This is a genomic window from Dysosmobacter sp. (assembly GCF_052306735.1).
In the GTDB taxonomy this organism is placed as follows: Bacteria; Bacillota; Clostridia; order Oscillospirales; family Oscillospiraceae; genus Oscillibacter.
Genome location: NZ_DAWBAJ010000054.1, coordinates 1 through 13369, shown reverse-complemented (window position 1 = coordinate 13369; position 13369 = coordinate 1). Strand labels below are relative to the sequence as shown.

15 protein-coding genes and 1 other annotated feature are annotated in these 13369 nt (G+C 61.6%); of the genes, 8 read left to right on the top strand and 7 right to left on the bottom strand.

The features are described 5' to 3' along the window. Positions 1-14: 14 nt before the first annotated feature. The 7 genes from rpmH (at position 15) to ACT67G_RS10700 (ending at position 6597) form a co-directional block, all read left to right on the top strand. Complete coding sequence (gene rpmH, locus ACT67G_RS10730) at positions 15-155, top strand: 50S ribosomal protein L34 (RefSeq protein ID WP_286146965.1); 141 nt, start codon at positions 15-17, stop codon at positions 153-155. A 159-nt stretch (positions 156-314) separates the two neighbouring features. Continuing rightward, on the top strand, positions 315-665 hold the full coding sequence (gene rnpA, locus ACT67G_RS10725) for a ribonuclease P protein component (RefSeq protein WP_325244119.1): 351 nt from the start codon (positions 315-317) through the stop codon (positions 663-665). After that, entirely contained in the window at positions 665-874 is a 210-nt protein-coding gene (gene yidD, locus ACT67G_RS10720; protein WP_325244125.1) for a membrane protein insertion efficiency factor YidD, read from the top strand. Before rnpA ends, yidD begins: the two co-directional genes overlap by 1 nt. 158 nt (positions 875-1032) lie before the next feature. Then, entirely contained in the window at positions 1033-2202 is a 1170-nt protein-coding gene (yidC, locus tag ACT67G_RS10715) for a membrane protein insertase YidC (protein ID WP_325244121.1), read from the top strand. A gap of 10 nt (positions 2203-2212) precedes the next feature. Then, positions 2213-3043, top strand: a complete 831-nt coding sequence (gene jag / locus ACT67G_RS10710) for an RNA-binding cell elongation regulator Jag/EloR (RefSeq protein WP_443664233.1) — start codon at positions 2213-2215, stop codon at positions 3041-3043. Positions 3044-3252: 209 nt separating this feature from the next. Next, positions 3253-3459, top strand: a binding site (T-box leader). A gap of 66 nt (positions 3460-3525) precedes the next feature. Then, positions 3526-4962, top strand: coding sequence for a glycine--tRNA ligase (locus ACT67G_RS10705; RefSeq protein ID WP_443664232.1), 1437 nt, complete (start codon positions 3526-3528; stop codon positions 4960-4962). Positions 4963-5175: 213 nt separating this feature from the next. Further along, positions 5176-6597 (top strand): NCS2 family permease, encoded by a 1422-nt coding sequence (locus tag ACT67G_RS10700; RefSeq protein WP_443664231.1) that lies wholly within the window; start codon positions 5176-5178, stop codon positions 6595-6597. Between the two features lie 99 nt (positions 6598-6696). Here the strand turns inward: ACT67G_RS10700 and msrA are convergent, their stop codons facing one another. The 6 genes from msrA to ACT67G_RS10670 form a co-directional block, all read right to left on the bottom strand. Next, positions 6697-7266, bottom strand: a complete 570-nt coding sequence (gene msrA / locus ACT67G_RS10695; protein ID WP_443664230.1) for a peptide-methionine (S)-S-oxide reductase MsrA — start codon at positions 7264-7266, stop codon at positions 6697-6699. 61 nt (positions 7267-7327) lie between these two features. Next, positions 7328-7633, bottom strand: a complete 306-nt coding sequence (locus ACT67G_RS10690) for a DUF6881 domain-containing protein (RefSeq protein WP_325247204.1) — start codon at positions 7631-7633, stop codon at positions 7328-7330. A gap of 6 nt (positions 7634-7639) precedes the next feature. Continuing rightward, positions 7640-8806 (bottom strand): alanyl-tRNA editing protein, encoded by a 1167-nt coding sequence (locus ACT67G_RS10685; RefSeq protein ID WP_443664229.1) that lies wholly within the window; start codon positions 8804-8806, stop codon positions 7640-7642. A gap of 20 nt (positions 8807-8826) precedes the next feature. Continuing rightward, complete coding sequence (locus tag ACT67G_RS10680; protein ID WP_443664228.1) at positions 8827-9744, bottom strand: hypothetical protein; 918 nt, start codon at positions 9742-9744, stop codon at positions 8827-8829. A gap of 75 nt (positions 9745-9819) precedes the next feature. Continuing rightward, positions 9820-11022, bottom strand: coding sequence for a glycoside hydrolase family 3 N-terminal domain-containing protein (locus ACT67G_RS10675; protein ID WP_443664227.1), 1203 nt, complete (start codon positions 11020-11022; stop codon positions 9820-9822). A 657-nt stretch (positions 11023-11679) separates the two neighbouring features. After that, on the bottom strand, positions 11680-11850 hold the full coding sequence (locus ACT67G_RS10670; protein ID WP_325246798.1) for a hypothetical protein: 171 nt from the start codon (positions 11848-11850) through the stop codon (positions 11680-11682). 78 nt (positions 11851-11928) lie between these two features. Between ACT67G_RS10670 and ACT67G_RS10665 the strand changes: the two genes are divergently transcribed. Beyond that, positions 11929-12141 (top strand): helix-turn-helix domain-containing protein, encoded by a 213-nt coding sequence (locus tag ACT67G_RS10665; protein WP_325246800.1) that lies wholly within the window; start codon positions 11929-11931, stop codon positions 12139-12141. Positions 12142-12178: 37 nt separating this feature from the next. Here ACT67G_RS10665 and aspS read toward each other — a convergent pair. Beyond that, a partial coding sequence (gene aspS / locus ACT67G_RS10660) for an aspartate--tRNA ligase (RefSeq protein ID WP_443664226.1) occupies positions 12179-13369 on the bottom strand: 1191 nt, incomplete at its 5' end.

Below are 13369 nucleotides of genomic sequence, written 5' to 3'. Positions count from 1 at the left end.
GGAGGTGTCTCAACATGGCAACGAAACGTACCTATCAGCCCAAGAAGCTCCACGGTCAGAAGGTCCACGGCTTCCGCAAGAGAATGGCTACCGCCAACGGCCGCAAGGTTCTCTCCCGTCGCCGCGCCAAGGGCCGCGCTCGCCTCTCCTACTAAGCGAAGCGGAGCGTGCGGGAGACACTTGAAAAGACGTCTTCAGGGACGGCGGGAATTTGTAAGGATTCCTCCGTCCCTATCGGAGTTTCTTCCGCCTGATGGCGGGAGGACGATCCGGGGGACGCCGGGTGTGAAGACGAGAAAGGGCGGAGAAGCGCCGTGAAGCGAGCGGTGACACTCAAAGAGAATTACGAGTTCCGGCGGCTGTACCAGCGGGGAGCCTCCGCAGTCAGCGGATCCATGGTGGTCTACTGCCGCAAGAACAAGCTGGGCCACAACCGCCTGGGCATCACGGTTTCCGTGAAGCTGGGGGGCGCCGTGGTGCGCAACCGGGCCCGGCGGCGCCTGCGGGAGGTGTACCGCCTGAACCGGGACAAGCTGCGTCCGGGATACGACGTGCTGCTGGTGGCCCGGGGACGGACATTGACCGCTCCCTGGAAGGATCTCAACGCCACGTTTTTGCGTCTTTGCCGGAAGCTGGAACTGACGGAAGGGGAGGCAAGGCCATGATGAAACGGGTCTTGCTGGCTTTGGTGCGCTTTTATCGCGTGGCCATTTCCCCGTACCGTCCCCCTTGCTGCCGCTACACCCCCACCTGCTCCCAATACGCTTTGGAGGCCATCGAAAAATACGGCGCCCTGAAGGGCGGCTGGATGGCCTTTCGTAGGATCCTGCGCTGCAACCCCTTCCACAAGGGCGGGTATGACCCCGTGCCCTGAAGAAGGGGCGTTCTCCGGTGTGCCCCACTGTCTGGGGAGGTATTCCCACAGGCGCCGGGGATCCGGGAGAACCAAGATCTTGTCCGCCTTTGAGGCGGACAGCGGGGGAGACCCCCCGACACCTGCAACCAAATACGACTTTGGAGGAAGATCCGACTATGTTTTCAACCATCGGATACTGGATCTGCGTGCCCTTTGCCTGGCTGGTCCGTCTGTTCTATAACCTGACGGGCTCCTACGGCGTGGCTTTGATCCTGTTCACCCTGGTGCTCAAGCTGATCCTGCTGCCCTTCCAGATGAAATCCAAGAAGAGCATGATGCGCATGAGCCGCATGTCCGGCAAGATGCAGGAGATCCAGAAGAAGTACGCCAACAACCAGGCCAAGATGAACGAGGAGATGCAGAAGTTCTACCAGGAGGAGGGCGTCAACCCCATGAGCGGGTGCCTATGGAGCTTCCTGCCCTTCCCCATCCTGATCGCCCTGTACTCCATCATCCGCCAGCCCATCACCCACTTCATGATGCTGGGTGAGGGCGTGGTGCAGCAGCTGGTGGACGCTGCCACCGCTGCCGGCCTGGACATGAGCCAGATCGTCCAGATGAAGGACGGCGTGGCCGTGGTCACCGACGGCGTCACCCAGCTGACGGCTTACGGCCAGATCAACCTGGCCAACCTCATCAGCTCCCAGCTGCCGGACGCCGCCGCCAACATTGACGGCTGGATCAACGTCAACTACAACTTCCTGGGACTGAACCTGGCCACCAATCCCTGGGATGCCGTGACCCACTTCACGTTCAGCTGGGCCACCATTGGCCTCATTCTCATCCCCATCATCGCCGGCGGCAGCCAGCTGCTCATGACCAAGTTCATGACCCGCACCCAGCCCACGCCCGAGGGCCCCGGCGCCGGTTCCACCAAGATGATGCTGTGGTTCATGCCTTTGTTCTCCGTGTACATCGCCTTCATGATGCCCGCGGCCCTGGGCGTGTACTGGATTGCCCAGAGCGCCTTCTCCGCCGTGCAGGAGCTGGTGATGGGCAAGTTCTTCACCAAGAAGCTGGAAGAAGAGGAAAACGCCCGGTATGAGGCCCGGCAGGCAGAGCGGCAAAAGCGCATCGAAGAGGGAAAGCGCCGTCAGGAGGAGCAGCGCCGTGAGGCGGCTCAGGTCCAGAAGCAGACCCTGAAGGAAAAGCGCAAGGCCGCCCAGGAGGCCAAGGCCGCCAAGGCCAAGAAGTCCAGCACCACCGAGGCCGGCCGCATCGGTGACCGTCCCTATGCCCGGGGCCGGTCCTACAAGGCGGACCGCTACGACAGTGAGACGAAGTGAGGAACGTGACATGAGAGAGTTTATCGATGTAACGGGTAAGACCGAGGACGAGGCCATTTCCAAGGCTCTCGCCCAGCTGGGTCTGGACCGGGACGACGTGTCCGTGGAGATTCTGGAGCGGGCGAAATCCGGCTTTTTGGGCCTGGGCAGCTGCCCGGCCAAGGTCCGGGTGAGCTACGGTCCCGAGGAAGAGGAGCCCACCGCCCCTGTCCAGGAGGAACAGCCCAAGAAGGCGGAGCCCAAGCCCCGCAGCGAAAAGCCCCAGCAGCCCAAGGTACGGGAAAAGGAGAAGAAGGAAGAACGCCCTGCTCCCGTGCAGGAGGAGAAGGCTCCCGCTGAGGAGACTGCTCCCGCCGTGGACCGGGGCGATGAAGTGAACGACGAGAAGGCCCAGGCCATTCGGAAGTTCCTCTCCGGATTGCTGGAGCAGATGGAGAGCCCTGCGGACATCCACATCTACCAGCCGGAAAAGGGCCGCTATCAGGTGATCCTGGAGGGGAAGAACCTGGGCGGGCTCATCGGCCGCCGGGGCGAGACCCTGGACGCCATCCAGCAGCTGACCAGCTATGCGGTCAACCGCAGCGGCAGCGGCCGGGTGCGGGTGCAGCTGGATGCCGAGAACTATCGGGCCAAGCGGGAGCAGAGCCTCCAGCACCTGGCCCGGAAGGTGGCCGCCAAGGTCACCAAGTACCGCCGCAGCGTCACCCTGGAGCCCATGAACGCCTACGAGCGCCATGTGATCCACACCGCGCTGCAGGATGTGCCCGGCGTCACCACCTACTCCACCGGTACCGAGCCCAACCGCCGCGTCATCGTGGCCTACGACCGGGAGAAGAAGTAAATCCATCCACAAAAAACAGCCCGAAGTGGAAAGCTTCGGGCTGTTTTTCTGTTTTCAGGCGGTTTTCCTGAAAAAGAGGGAACTGGGGCGGGATGTTCTCCACAAACTTTGAAATTTTGTGAAGAACTTTCGCTCTTTTGCGGGAAAACCGGGAGATTCTGCTGCCGGACTTGACAACCCCGGAAAAACGTGATAGCATGCACCATGTCAAAAAGGCTGTGACAGGGAGGAGTATCCCTTGTTTCCCGGGCAAGAGAGAGGGCGGATGGTGCGAGTCCTTGCGGGAGAGGGGAGAAGGCGTCCTGGAGCCGCGGAGCGGAAATGCCCCGCCGGTCCCCGCCGTTACCGGGAACGAAGTGCGTGCCAGCCAGGCACGAATTCAGGTGGAACCACGGATCGTTTGATTCGCCCTGAGCCCTTGGGCTCGGGGCGTTTTTTTGCCCTGAGTCGCAAAAAATTTACGACAGAAAAGGAGCATCCCCATGAAAAACAGCGAAAAGACCATGGAGAAGATCGTTGCCCTGTGCAAGGGCCGCGGCTTCATCTTCTCCGGCAGCGAGATCTACGGCGGCCTGGCCAATACCTGGGACTACGGCCCTCTGGGCGTGGAGCTCAAGAACAACGTCAAGAAGGCCTGGTGGAAGAAGTTCGTCCAGGAGAACCCCTATAACGTGGGCCTGGATGCCGCCATCCTCATGAACCCCCAGACCTGGGTGGCCTCCGGCCATCTGGGCGGCTTCTCCGACCCCCTGATGGACTGCAAGGAGTGCAAGGAGCGCTTCCGTGCCGATAAGCTCATCGAGGACTGGGCCGGTGAGAACGGTGTGGAGCTCCCCAAACCCATCGACGCCTTTTCCCAGGCGGAGATGAAGGAGTTTATCGAGTCCCACAACATCCCCTGCCCCAGCTGCGGCAAGCACAACTTCACCGACATCCGGCAGTTCAACCTGATGTTCAAGACCTTCCAGGGTGTCACCGAGGATGCCAAGAACACCGTGTACCTGCGTCCTGAGACCGCCCAGGGCATCTTCGTCAACTTCCAGAACGTCCAGCGCACCACCCGCAAGAAGCTGCCCTTCGGCGTCTGCCAGATCGGCAAGTCCTTCCGCAACGAGATCACCCCCGGCAACTTCACCTTCCGCACCCGGGAGTTCGAGCAGATGGAGCTGGAGTTCTTCTGCAAGCCCGGCACTGACCTGGAGTGGTTCCAGTATTGGCGCTCCTTCTGCAAGGAGTGGCTGCTGGGCCTCAACATCAGCGAGGAGCACCTGCGCCTGCGTGACCACAGCCCCGAGGAGCTGTGCTTCTACTCCAAGGGCACCACGGACTTCGAGTTCCTGTTCCCCTTCGGCTGGGGCGAGCTGTGGGGCGTGGCGGACCGCACCGACTACGACCTGACCCAGCACCAGAATACCTCCGGCAAGGACATGACCTACTTCGACCAGGAGACCGGCGAGCGGTATATCCCCTATGTGGTGGAGCCCTCCCTGGGCGCCGACCGCGTGACGCTGGCCTTCCTCATCGAGGCTTACGACGAGGAAGTGGTGGGCCAGGACAAGAAGGGCAACGACGACGTCCGCGTGGTCATGCACTTCCATCCGGCTCTCGCGCCCTTCAAGGCCGCCGTGCTGCCCCTCTCCAAGAAGGAAGTGCTGGCAGGCCCCGCCCAGGAGCTGCGCAATGAGCTTTCCAAGTACTTCATGGTGGACTACGACGACACCGGCTCCATCGGCAAGCGCTACCGCCGTCAGGACGAGATCGGCACCCCCTACTGCATTACGTTGGACTTTGAGACCGTGGGCGACGAGAATACCCCTGCCGACCACTGCGTCACCATCCGGGATCGCGACACCATGGAGCAGGTGCGGATCCCCATGGATCAGGTCAAGAGCTGGCTGGAGGAAAAGCTGGCCTACTGATCCCCATTTTCAACCAGCCTCAGGGCCGGCGGATTTCCACCCGCCGGCCCTCTTTTTTTGAAAAGTTTCAAAAGTATCAAAAAATTTGTATGTCCCGCCAAAAAAAGGTCAGCCTTTTCTCCCAGGCGGACACTTGTATTTCCTCTTGGGATTTTTTATGATAATGACAGAGAGATGTGCGCAAAAGCACTTGAAATGAGAAAGGAGCAAATTATGGAAAAGATCTTCCGACTACAGCAAAACGGCACCACCGTCCGCACGGAGATCCTGGCCGGCCTCACCACCTTCATGACCATGGCCTACATCATCGCCCTGAACCCGAACCTGCTGACAAACTTTGATACAGGCTCGGCCCTCTGGAACGGCGTGTTCCTGGCTACCTGCATCGCCTCCGCCCTGGCCATGTTCTGCATGGCGTTCCTGGCCAACAAGCCCTTCGCCCTGGCCCCCGGCATGGGCCTCAACAGCTTCTTTGCCGTGGTGGTATCCAACATCGTGAGCCTCACCGGCATGAGCTATGTGGAGTCCTTCCAGTCCGCCCTGGTGATCATCCTGCTGGAGGGCATCCTCTTTTTGATCCTGTCCGTTCTCAACATCCGGGAAAAGATTGTGGACGCCATCCCCCTGGGCGTGCGCCTGGGCATCGCCCCCGCCATCGGCCTCATGCTCATGAACATCGGCCTTGGATCCAACGTGGGCGTCTACTCCGAGACCGGCGGCCCCTTCTACGTGATGCGTGACTTCTTCGGCGCTCTGACTCCCAGCGTGGCCCAGACCACCATGGGCAGCGGCTACTCCACCATGGTCCTCACGGTGGTGACCATGTTCGTGGGCGTGTTCGTGATTGTGATTCTGGCAAAGCACGGCGTCAAGGCAGCGGTGCTGCTGGGCATGCTGGTTGCCTCCATCATCTATTGGGTGGGTGACTTTGTGGTATTGGGTGTGAATCCCTTTGCCTCCCTCTCCACCGCCTCCTTCGTACCCCCCTTCGCCGACATGGTGGAGACCACACTCTTCAAATTTGACTTCCAGGGCTTTTTGCAGATCGGATGGTTCACCGCCATCACCCTCATCATCACCTTCTGCATGATCGACATGTTCGATACCATCGGCACCCTGGTGGGCACCGCCTCCCGGGCCGGCATGGTGGATAAGGACGGCAACATGCCCAACATGAAGGAAGCCCTCCTGTCCGACGCCATCGGCACCGTGGCCGGCGCCTGCACCGGCACCTCCACCGTCACCACCTTCGTGGAGTCCGCCTCCGGCGTGGAGGCCGGCGGCCGCACGGGCCTCACCGCCCTCACCACCGGCGTCCTCTTCCTGGCCTGCATCTTCATCGCCCCCATCGCCGCCATCATCCCCGCGGCGGCCACGTCCTCCGCTTTGATCTATGTGGGCGTGCTGATGCTCATGGGCCTCAAGAACGTGGACTTCGACGACCTGGATCAGATGGTGCCCGTGTCTTTGATGCTCATTGCCATGCCCATCTCCAGCTCCATCGGCCACGCCATCGGCATCGGCCTCATCTCCTACACCGTCATCAAGGTCTTCACCGGCAAGGCCAAGGAGGTCTCCGCCCTGACCTATGTGATCTCCGCGTTGTTCCTCATCAAGTTCTTCCTGATTGTTTGACAGGCTGCCTTTTTGAGAAAGATGGCCGACTGAGGACGGCGGAACTCTGCGAGGCTTTTTAGAAAGCAAAAGGCGCGGCCCATTGGGCCGCGCCTTTCGTTATTGTTCCATCCATGCTGCAAGCAGCTGCCGGGCGGGACGGGTGTAGTCCTCCCGCCGGAAGGGATACGATGCCACCGCCCCCTGCCGGGCAGGGGAAATGTGGCAGTAGCCCCGGGGATTTCGTTCCAGGTACCGCTGGTGGTATGCCTCCGCCGGGAAAAAATTCTCCAATGGTTTCAGCTCCACAGCGAAGACCGGCACCGCCGCCGCCTCCATGGCGGCTACGGCCTGGACCACCCGCGCCTGTTCCGGGGTGGTCCAGTAGATCCCCGTCTGGTACTGGGTGCCGATGTCCGCCCCCTGGCGGCCCGGCAGCTCCACGTCCACCACCGCAAAGAAAGCAAAGAGCAGCGCCTCCAGGGAGGTCTTTCCCGTGTCCCAGGTGATGAGCACCGCCTCCCGGAAGCCGGTGATGCCGGTGCACACCGTTTCATAGTTGGCGTGGGCGGCGGTATCGCCGTTGGCATAGCCGCATACCACGTCTGTGACCCCCGGCAGACGGCGGTAAAGGGCCTCCATGCCCCAGAAACAGCCCCCTGCCAGGCAGATGGTATCCGTATCCTTCATAGACCCTCCCGGCGCCTTACGCGCCCTGCTACGCCTTTTCAGGCGTATTTTTTGCGGCTTCTCAGAAAAACATGCCCATAAAGCCGTCGGGCCGCTCTGCCGCCTGGTCCCAGACCTCCCGGAACACCCCCGGGGCGATGGTCCGGGCGGAAACCTCTCCGGGCACGTTCAGCTCCCGCACATCGGCGGGGAAGGGGGTGGAGGAGAGGGCCTCCTCCCGGCCATGCTCATCCCCGTAGGCAAACCACAGCCCATTGGGGTAGAGCTCCACTCGCCGGGTCTCCAGCCCCTCCCGGTCCAGCTCCGAGTAGACCTGCTTGGCCTCGTCCTCCTGGGGATGGTCGTATTCTACCAAAACATAGCGCATGAGGGATTATTCCACCTTTCCGGCAAAATTGTTGAAAAAGGCATGGATGGTGTCCGCGTCCGTCTGGACGCTGCCCTGGGCAAAGCCGCTGCGGCCGCCGCCCCGTCCGGTGAGGGCGGCGTTCATGGCTTTCACCAGGGGGGCGATGTCCGCCCCGTCGGCGCGCACCAGGGCATAGTTGTAGCGGCCGTCCTCCCCGGCAAATACCGCCGCGAGACCCCCGCATTCTTTGGCCACGGCGTCCGCCAGGCGCCGGACGCCATCCGGCCGCAGAGAGGGCTCTACCAACACCACGTCCCCTTTTCCACAATATGCGTGGGCTTTGTGGGAAAAGACCTCCCCCTCCAGCTCCGCCATGCGGGCTTTGGCGGCGGTGAGCTCCTCGGTGAGGCGCTCCACCGCGGCGGCGGCCTCCAGGGGCTTAACGCTCAGGTGCTGGCCCACGGCGTGGGCCTGGTCATAGGTGCCGGAGAGGTAGCGCCAGGCCCGCTCCCCGCAGAGGATCTCCATGCGCACGCCGGAGCGGAACTTCTGGCAGGAGAGGACCTTGATGATGCCCACCTGGCCCGCCCGGAGGACATGGGTGCCGCAGCAGGCGCAGCAGTCCGCCTCCGGGAAGGTGACGATGCGAACCTTCCCCGTCAGGGCCTTTTTGCTGCGGTAGTCCAGCTGCTCCAGCTCCGCCGGGGAGGGGTAGGTGATCTCCACCGGGGCGTCCGCCCAGATGACCTGGTTGGCCTGGTACTCCGCCGCCAGGGCCTCCTCCCAGGAGATGTCCGTGTTGTAGTCGATGGTGACGGTGTCGGCCCCCAGATGGAAGCCCACATTGTCACAGTGGTAGTCCCGGCACAAAATACCGGAGAGGATGTGCTCCCCGGAGTGCTGCTGCATGTGGTCGAAGCGCCGGGCCCAGTCAATGCGGCCGGTGACGTTTTCGCCAATTTCCACCGCTTTTTCGACAGTGTGGATTACCACCCCGTCCTTTTCATGGACATCGGTGACGGCAATGCCGCCCAGGGTCCCGTGGTCGGCGGGCTGGCCGCCTCCCTCGGGATAGAAGGCGGTGCGGTCCAGGGTGACAAGATACCCGCCCTTGCCCGCCTCACAGGAGAGGACCTTGGCGGTAAAGGTGGTGAGAAAGGGGTCGGTATAGTAGAGTTTTTCCGTTTCCATGGGGAAGCATTCCTTTCGTGTCAGAGAATTGATACCATCAACTGCCACACAGGCTCTGCCAGGAAAATTCCCAGAGCGGCGGAGCAGAGATTGGCGAGAACGCCGTAGGCGGTGGCCCGGGCCCGGGTCTGCCCGGTGAGCAGATACCGGTAGAGCAGCGCTTCCACTGCGGTGATGACCAGTTCCGCCGGGATCAGGCCGAAAAGCACCGACCAGCCGCTGACCCCGTGGCGGAGGAACAGATGGGCGGTATACACAGCCAGTCCTCCCTGGGTGACGAGATTCACCAGCAGGAATACCAGCCGGTTGCGTTTCGTCTTGCCGAAGCCGAAGAGCAGCAGCAGTCCTCCCTCAATGACCAGGGTGGTGAGGGCGGTGCACAGAAATTGCAGTACATAGCTTGCCCACACCGACGGTACCGCCACAGACTTCGACGCCCAGTCCACGGTGACGGAGGACTGGAGCACCTGCCGGGTGCAGGGCGGGGAGAGGTAGGAGTCCCCGTCTTTGGTGACGATCAGAACCTGATAGGTATCCGGTACGCCGAAATAGCTGAACGTGTGGAGCCGGGCGCCCGAGAGACTGTCCTCTCCCTCCAGATCGCCCCACATGGGGGCACCATTGGTGCCCTCCGCCGTGCAGGCATGGGATCCCTCCGGCACGGCGGCGCGGAGGGCGTCCAGCAATTCCGCGTCCAGGGCTGCCGCTTCCTCATCCGAGTAACTCCAATCGATGCCGCTGTATTCACTGTCACCGCTGCCGTAGGTGTGGCCCTCATATTCCCCCTCCGCCACCAGGTCCAGGTAGTACCCCTCCTCCGGGGGGTGTTCCACCCGCACGGTCAGCAGGTCCTTGGGGCCGGAGTCCGCCAGGGCAAAGACCGTCAACAGGCACATGGCAAGGGCCGAGAGGCCAAAAATCCGCAAAGCTCGCTTCAAGGGAACGCCTCCTTTTTCATCCGCTCTTCCAATGAGGTTCTTTCCCTAACAGGACGGGGATTTGCAGCATCGGTTTTACAAAAGACCCAGATTCTGCTTCCAGGTAAGAAGGCGGCGGCAGGCTGTGTCGATGGTGTCCATGGAGAGGGTGCCGTTTTCCACCGCCTCCAGCACCTTGGGGATCTGGGTGCGGTAGTCGGTGGTGATCACCAGGTCGTTCCCCGCCTGGAGGGCCATGACGGCCACGGCACCGTCAGCGGCGTATGCGGCTACGGCTTCCATGGCCAGATCGTCGGTCATCACCACGCCGTCAAAGCCCAGATCGTCCCGGAGAAGGTCGTGGACCGCCGGGGAGAGGGAGGCGGGAAGGGAATCGTCCACCGCCGTCATGATGTTGTGGGACACCAGCACGGCGGTCTTTCCGCCCCCGGCGGCGATGCCGGCGGAGAAGGGGAGAAAGTCGCTTTTCTCAAAGCTCTCCAGGCTCCGCTGGTCCACGGCAATGCCGGTGTGGGTGTCGGCGTTATTGCCGTAGCCGGGGAAGTGCTTCAAAACGCTGCCGATGCCGCAATCCCCCATGGCGGTGACCACGTCGGTCACATAGTCGGCGGTAGCCTGGGCGTCCTGCCCCAGGGAGCGGTCATAGATGAAGTCGGCAGGGTCGGTGGACACGTCCGCCACCGGGGCCAGGTTCACATTGATGCCCAGGGCCAGCAGCGCGCTGTTTTTCTCCCAGGCGTCGGCGGCAAAGACGTTGTGTGTGTCCGTCTCCCCCTGCTCCCTGGCCAGAGCCTGGGGGGAGAGGAAGGGGGCGTCAAAGAGGTTGGGGTTCCGGCTGGCCCGGGTGACGGTGCCCCCCTCCTCGTCGGAGCCGATGAGCAGGGGAATGCCGGTATCCGCCAGGGCGGCATCCTGGTAGCTTTGCACTGTGGCGGTGAATTGCTCCCTGGTGAGCCAGGCGCCCGCAGCGTCCTGATAGTCCCGGCCGAAGAGGATGTAGCCTCCCAGGTGGTAGGTGCCCACGTCCTCCGCGGCGCTCTCCGCCGGACAGCGGACGAAGAACAGCTGGCCCACCTTTTCCTCCGTGGTCAGGGAGGAGAGGAGATCCTCGATCTCCTGGGCTTCCAGCTCCTCCTCCGTGGGCTCCGGAGGCGGGGTGGGGGCCTCCTCCGGTTCTTGCGCTGCAGGCGGTTCCTGTGCCGTCTGCGAGGATGCGCCGCAGGCAGGGAGGACCAGCAGCAGGAAGGCGGCCAGAGCCGCCGTCAGAATGCGTTTCATGGGGATGCACCTCCCGGGGAACATTTTCACCAGTATACCATGTTTGCAGGGGAAACTCTACCGTCTCTTTTTTGCAAAGGCGTCCCCTATGATAGATTCCGGCCCCCGCTTTTCTTTGTCTTGCCAAAGAAAAGCCGCCGCCGGAGCGGTGGAAAAGAAAGCGCTGGTCTTCTCAGACACTCTCTGCAAACCCTGCAAGACACTGCCGAGTGCGCCGAACCCGGTACTACTCCGGGCAGTGCTTTCCCGCATGCCGTACCTTAGCAGTCAACGGGGTGCAGCCACCGGATTGACAATACTTCTCTTTCCGCTGCCGCTGCCCATACGCGCCCGGGCAGCGCGTAGCGAAGCGGAACGCGCGGAAAGAGAAACTGGTCACATCCGACCACTGCCGGAAATTCCGCCGCAGTTTTCATGCGGGTATAGGGGCCTATCAGTACAAATGCCCGGCGTACTCGGCAGAAGACTTCCGGGTTCCATGGGCAGTGTCTGAGAAGATTCCCGTACTTACGGCAAGATGGCCATTTTGGGCCGTCTTGCCGTTTTGCGCCTTTTCTTTTGGACCGTCCACGGCCCGTTTTCTTTTGGGCAAGACCAAAAGAAAATGGGGGGTGGAATCCTTGAAAGGAGATGCCCTTGCAAAAAAAAGACGGAGCCTTACGGCTCCGCCTTTTCCGTTGCGGCAGTTTGATTCAAATAGAGGTCCTCTGCCTCCTGCTGGGCGGAAATCAATCGGTCTTTTGCCTGACCAAAGTTTTGATTTTCCATGTCATTCAGCGCATCTGTGCAGGCGTTGAACAGCTTGTGGTACAGAATTTGATAGTCCACTGTCATCACCTCGTATAGTCATTATAATTACTATAATGGATTTCGTCAACTTACATATAATTGGCATGAGGTGATTTCATGCCGATTTCGTTTGCACCGATGCGGGAATATATGAAAAAACACAATATTTCCTATTATTATCTGGGCAACCAGGGAATTGAATCCGCCACCCTGCAAAGGATTCGACATGATGAACCGATCACGACGGTGACGCTTGGGAAGCTGTGCAAGATTATGAAGTGCGCACCGGAGGACCTGATTTGCTATCAGGAAGAGACTGACGAAGAATAAACGCCCCACTCCTTATGGGAGCGGGGCGTTTTGCTGTTTATTCCTCAGGCTTCACCAGCGCGATGTGCAGCTCATCCAGCTGCTTCTGCGTCACCTCGCTGGGGGCCCCCATCATCACGTCCATGGCGTTCTTGTTCATGGGGAAGGGGATGATCTCCCGGATGGAGTCCTCGCCCGCCAGCAGCATCACCATGCGGTCAATGCCCGGGGCAATACCGGCATGGGGGGGTGCGCCGTAGGTAAAGGCGTTGTACATGGCGGGGAACTTGGCTTTCACGTCCTCCTCGCCCAGACGGACCATCTCGAAGGCCTTGATCATGATCTCAGGGTCGTGGTTCCGCACGGCGCCGGAGGAGAGCTCCACGCCGTTGCACACCAGGTCGTACTGGTCGGCGGTGATGGTGAGGGGGTCGATCTCGCCACGCTCCGCCTTGAGGAGCACCTCCAGGCCGCCGGAGGGCATGGAGAAGGGGTTGTGGCAGAACTCCAGCTCTCCGGACTCCTCGCCGATCTCGTACATGGGGAAGTCCACGATCCAGCAGAAGGCGTACTGCTCCTTGTCCATGTGGCCGGGGACGGCGGCGCCCAGGGTCTTCACCAGGACGCCGGCGGTCTTCTGGGCCTCGCCCAGCTTGCCGGCGGAGAGAGCCACGAAGTCATTGGGTTTCAGGTTCAAAGCGGAGACCACCTGCTCCTTGATGGGAGTGACGAACTTGGCGATGCCGCCCACGATCTCGCCGTTCTCGTCCAGGCGGAACCAGTAGGGCTTGCCGCCGGAGACCACCTCCACGTCGGCCAGGGTCTTGTCGATGAATTTGCGGGTCTCGTGGAAGTCGCCCACCACCACGGCCTTGACCCGGTTGCCCTCGAAGGGCCCGAAGCCGCAGCCGGAGAGCACCTCCGTCACATCCTGAACGGTGAGGTCGATGCGCAGGTCCGGCTTGTCGGAGCCGTACTTCTCCATGGCCTCGGTGTAGGGGATGCGCATAAAGGGAGCGCCGGAGGCACGGTCATACTTGCCGTACTTGGCGAAGATGGGAGGCAGCACGTCCTCCAGAACGGCGAACACGTCCTCCTGGGAGGCGAAGGCCATCTCCATATCCAGCTGGTAGAACTCGCCGGGGGAGCGGTCGGCCCGGGCGTCCTCATCCCGGAAGCAGGGAGCGATCTGGAAATAGCGGTCAAAGCCGGAGGTCATCAGCAGCTGCTTGAACTGCTGGGGAGCCTG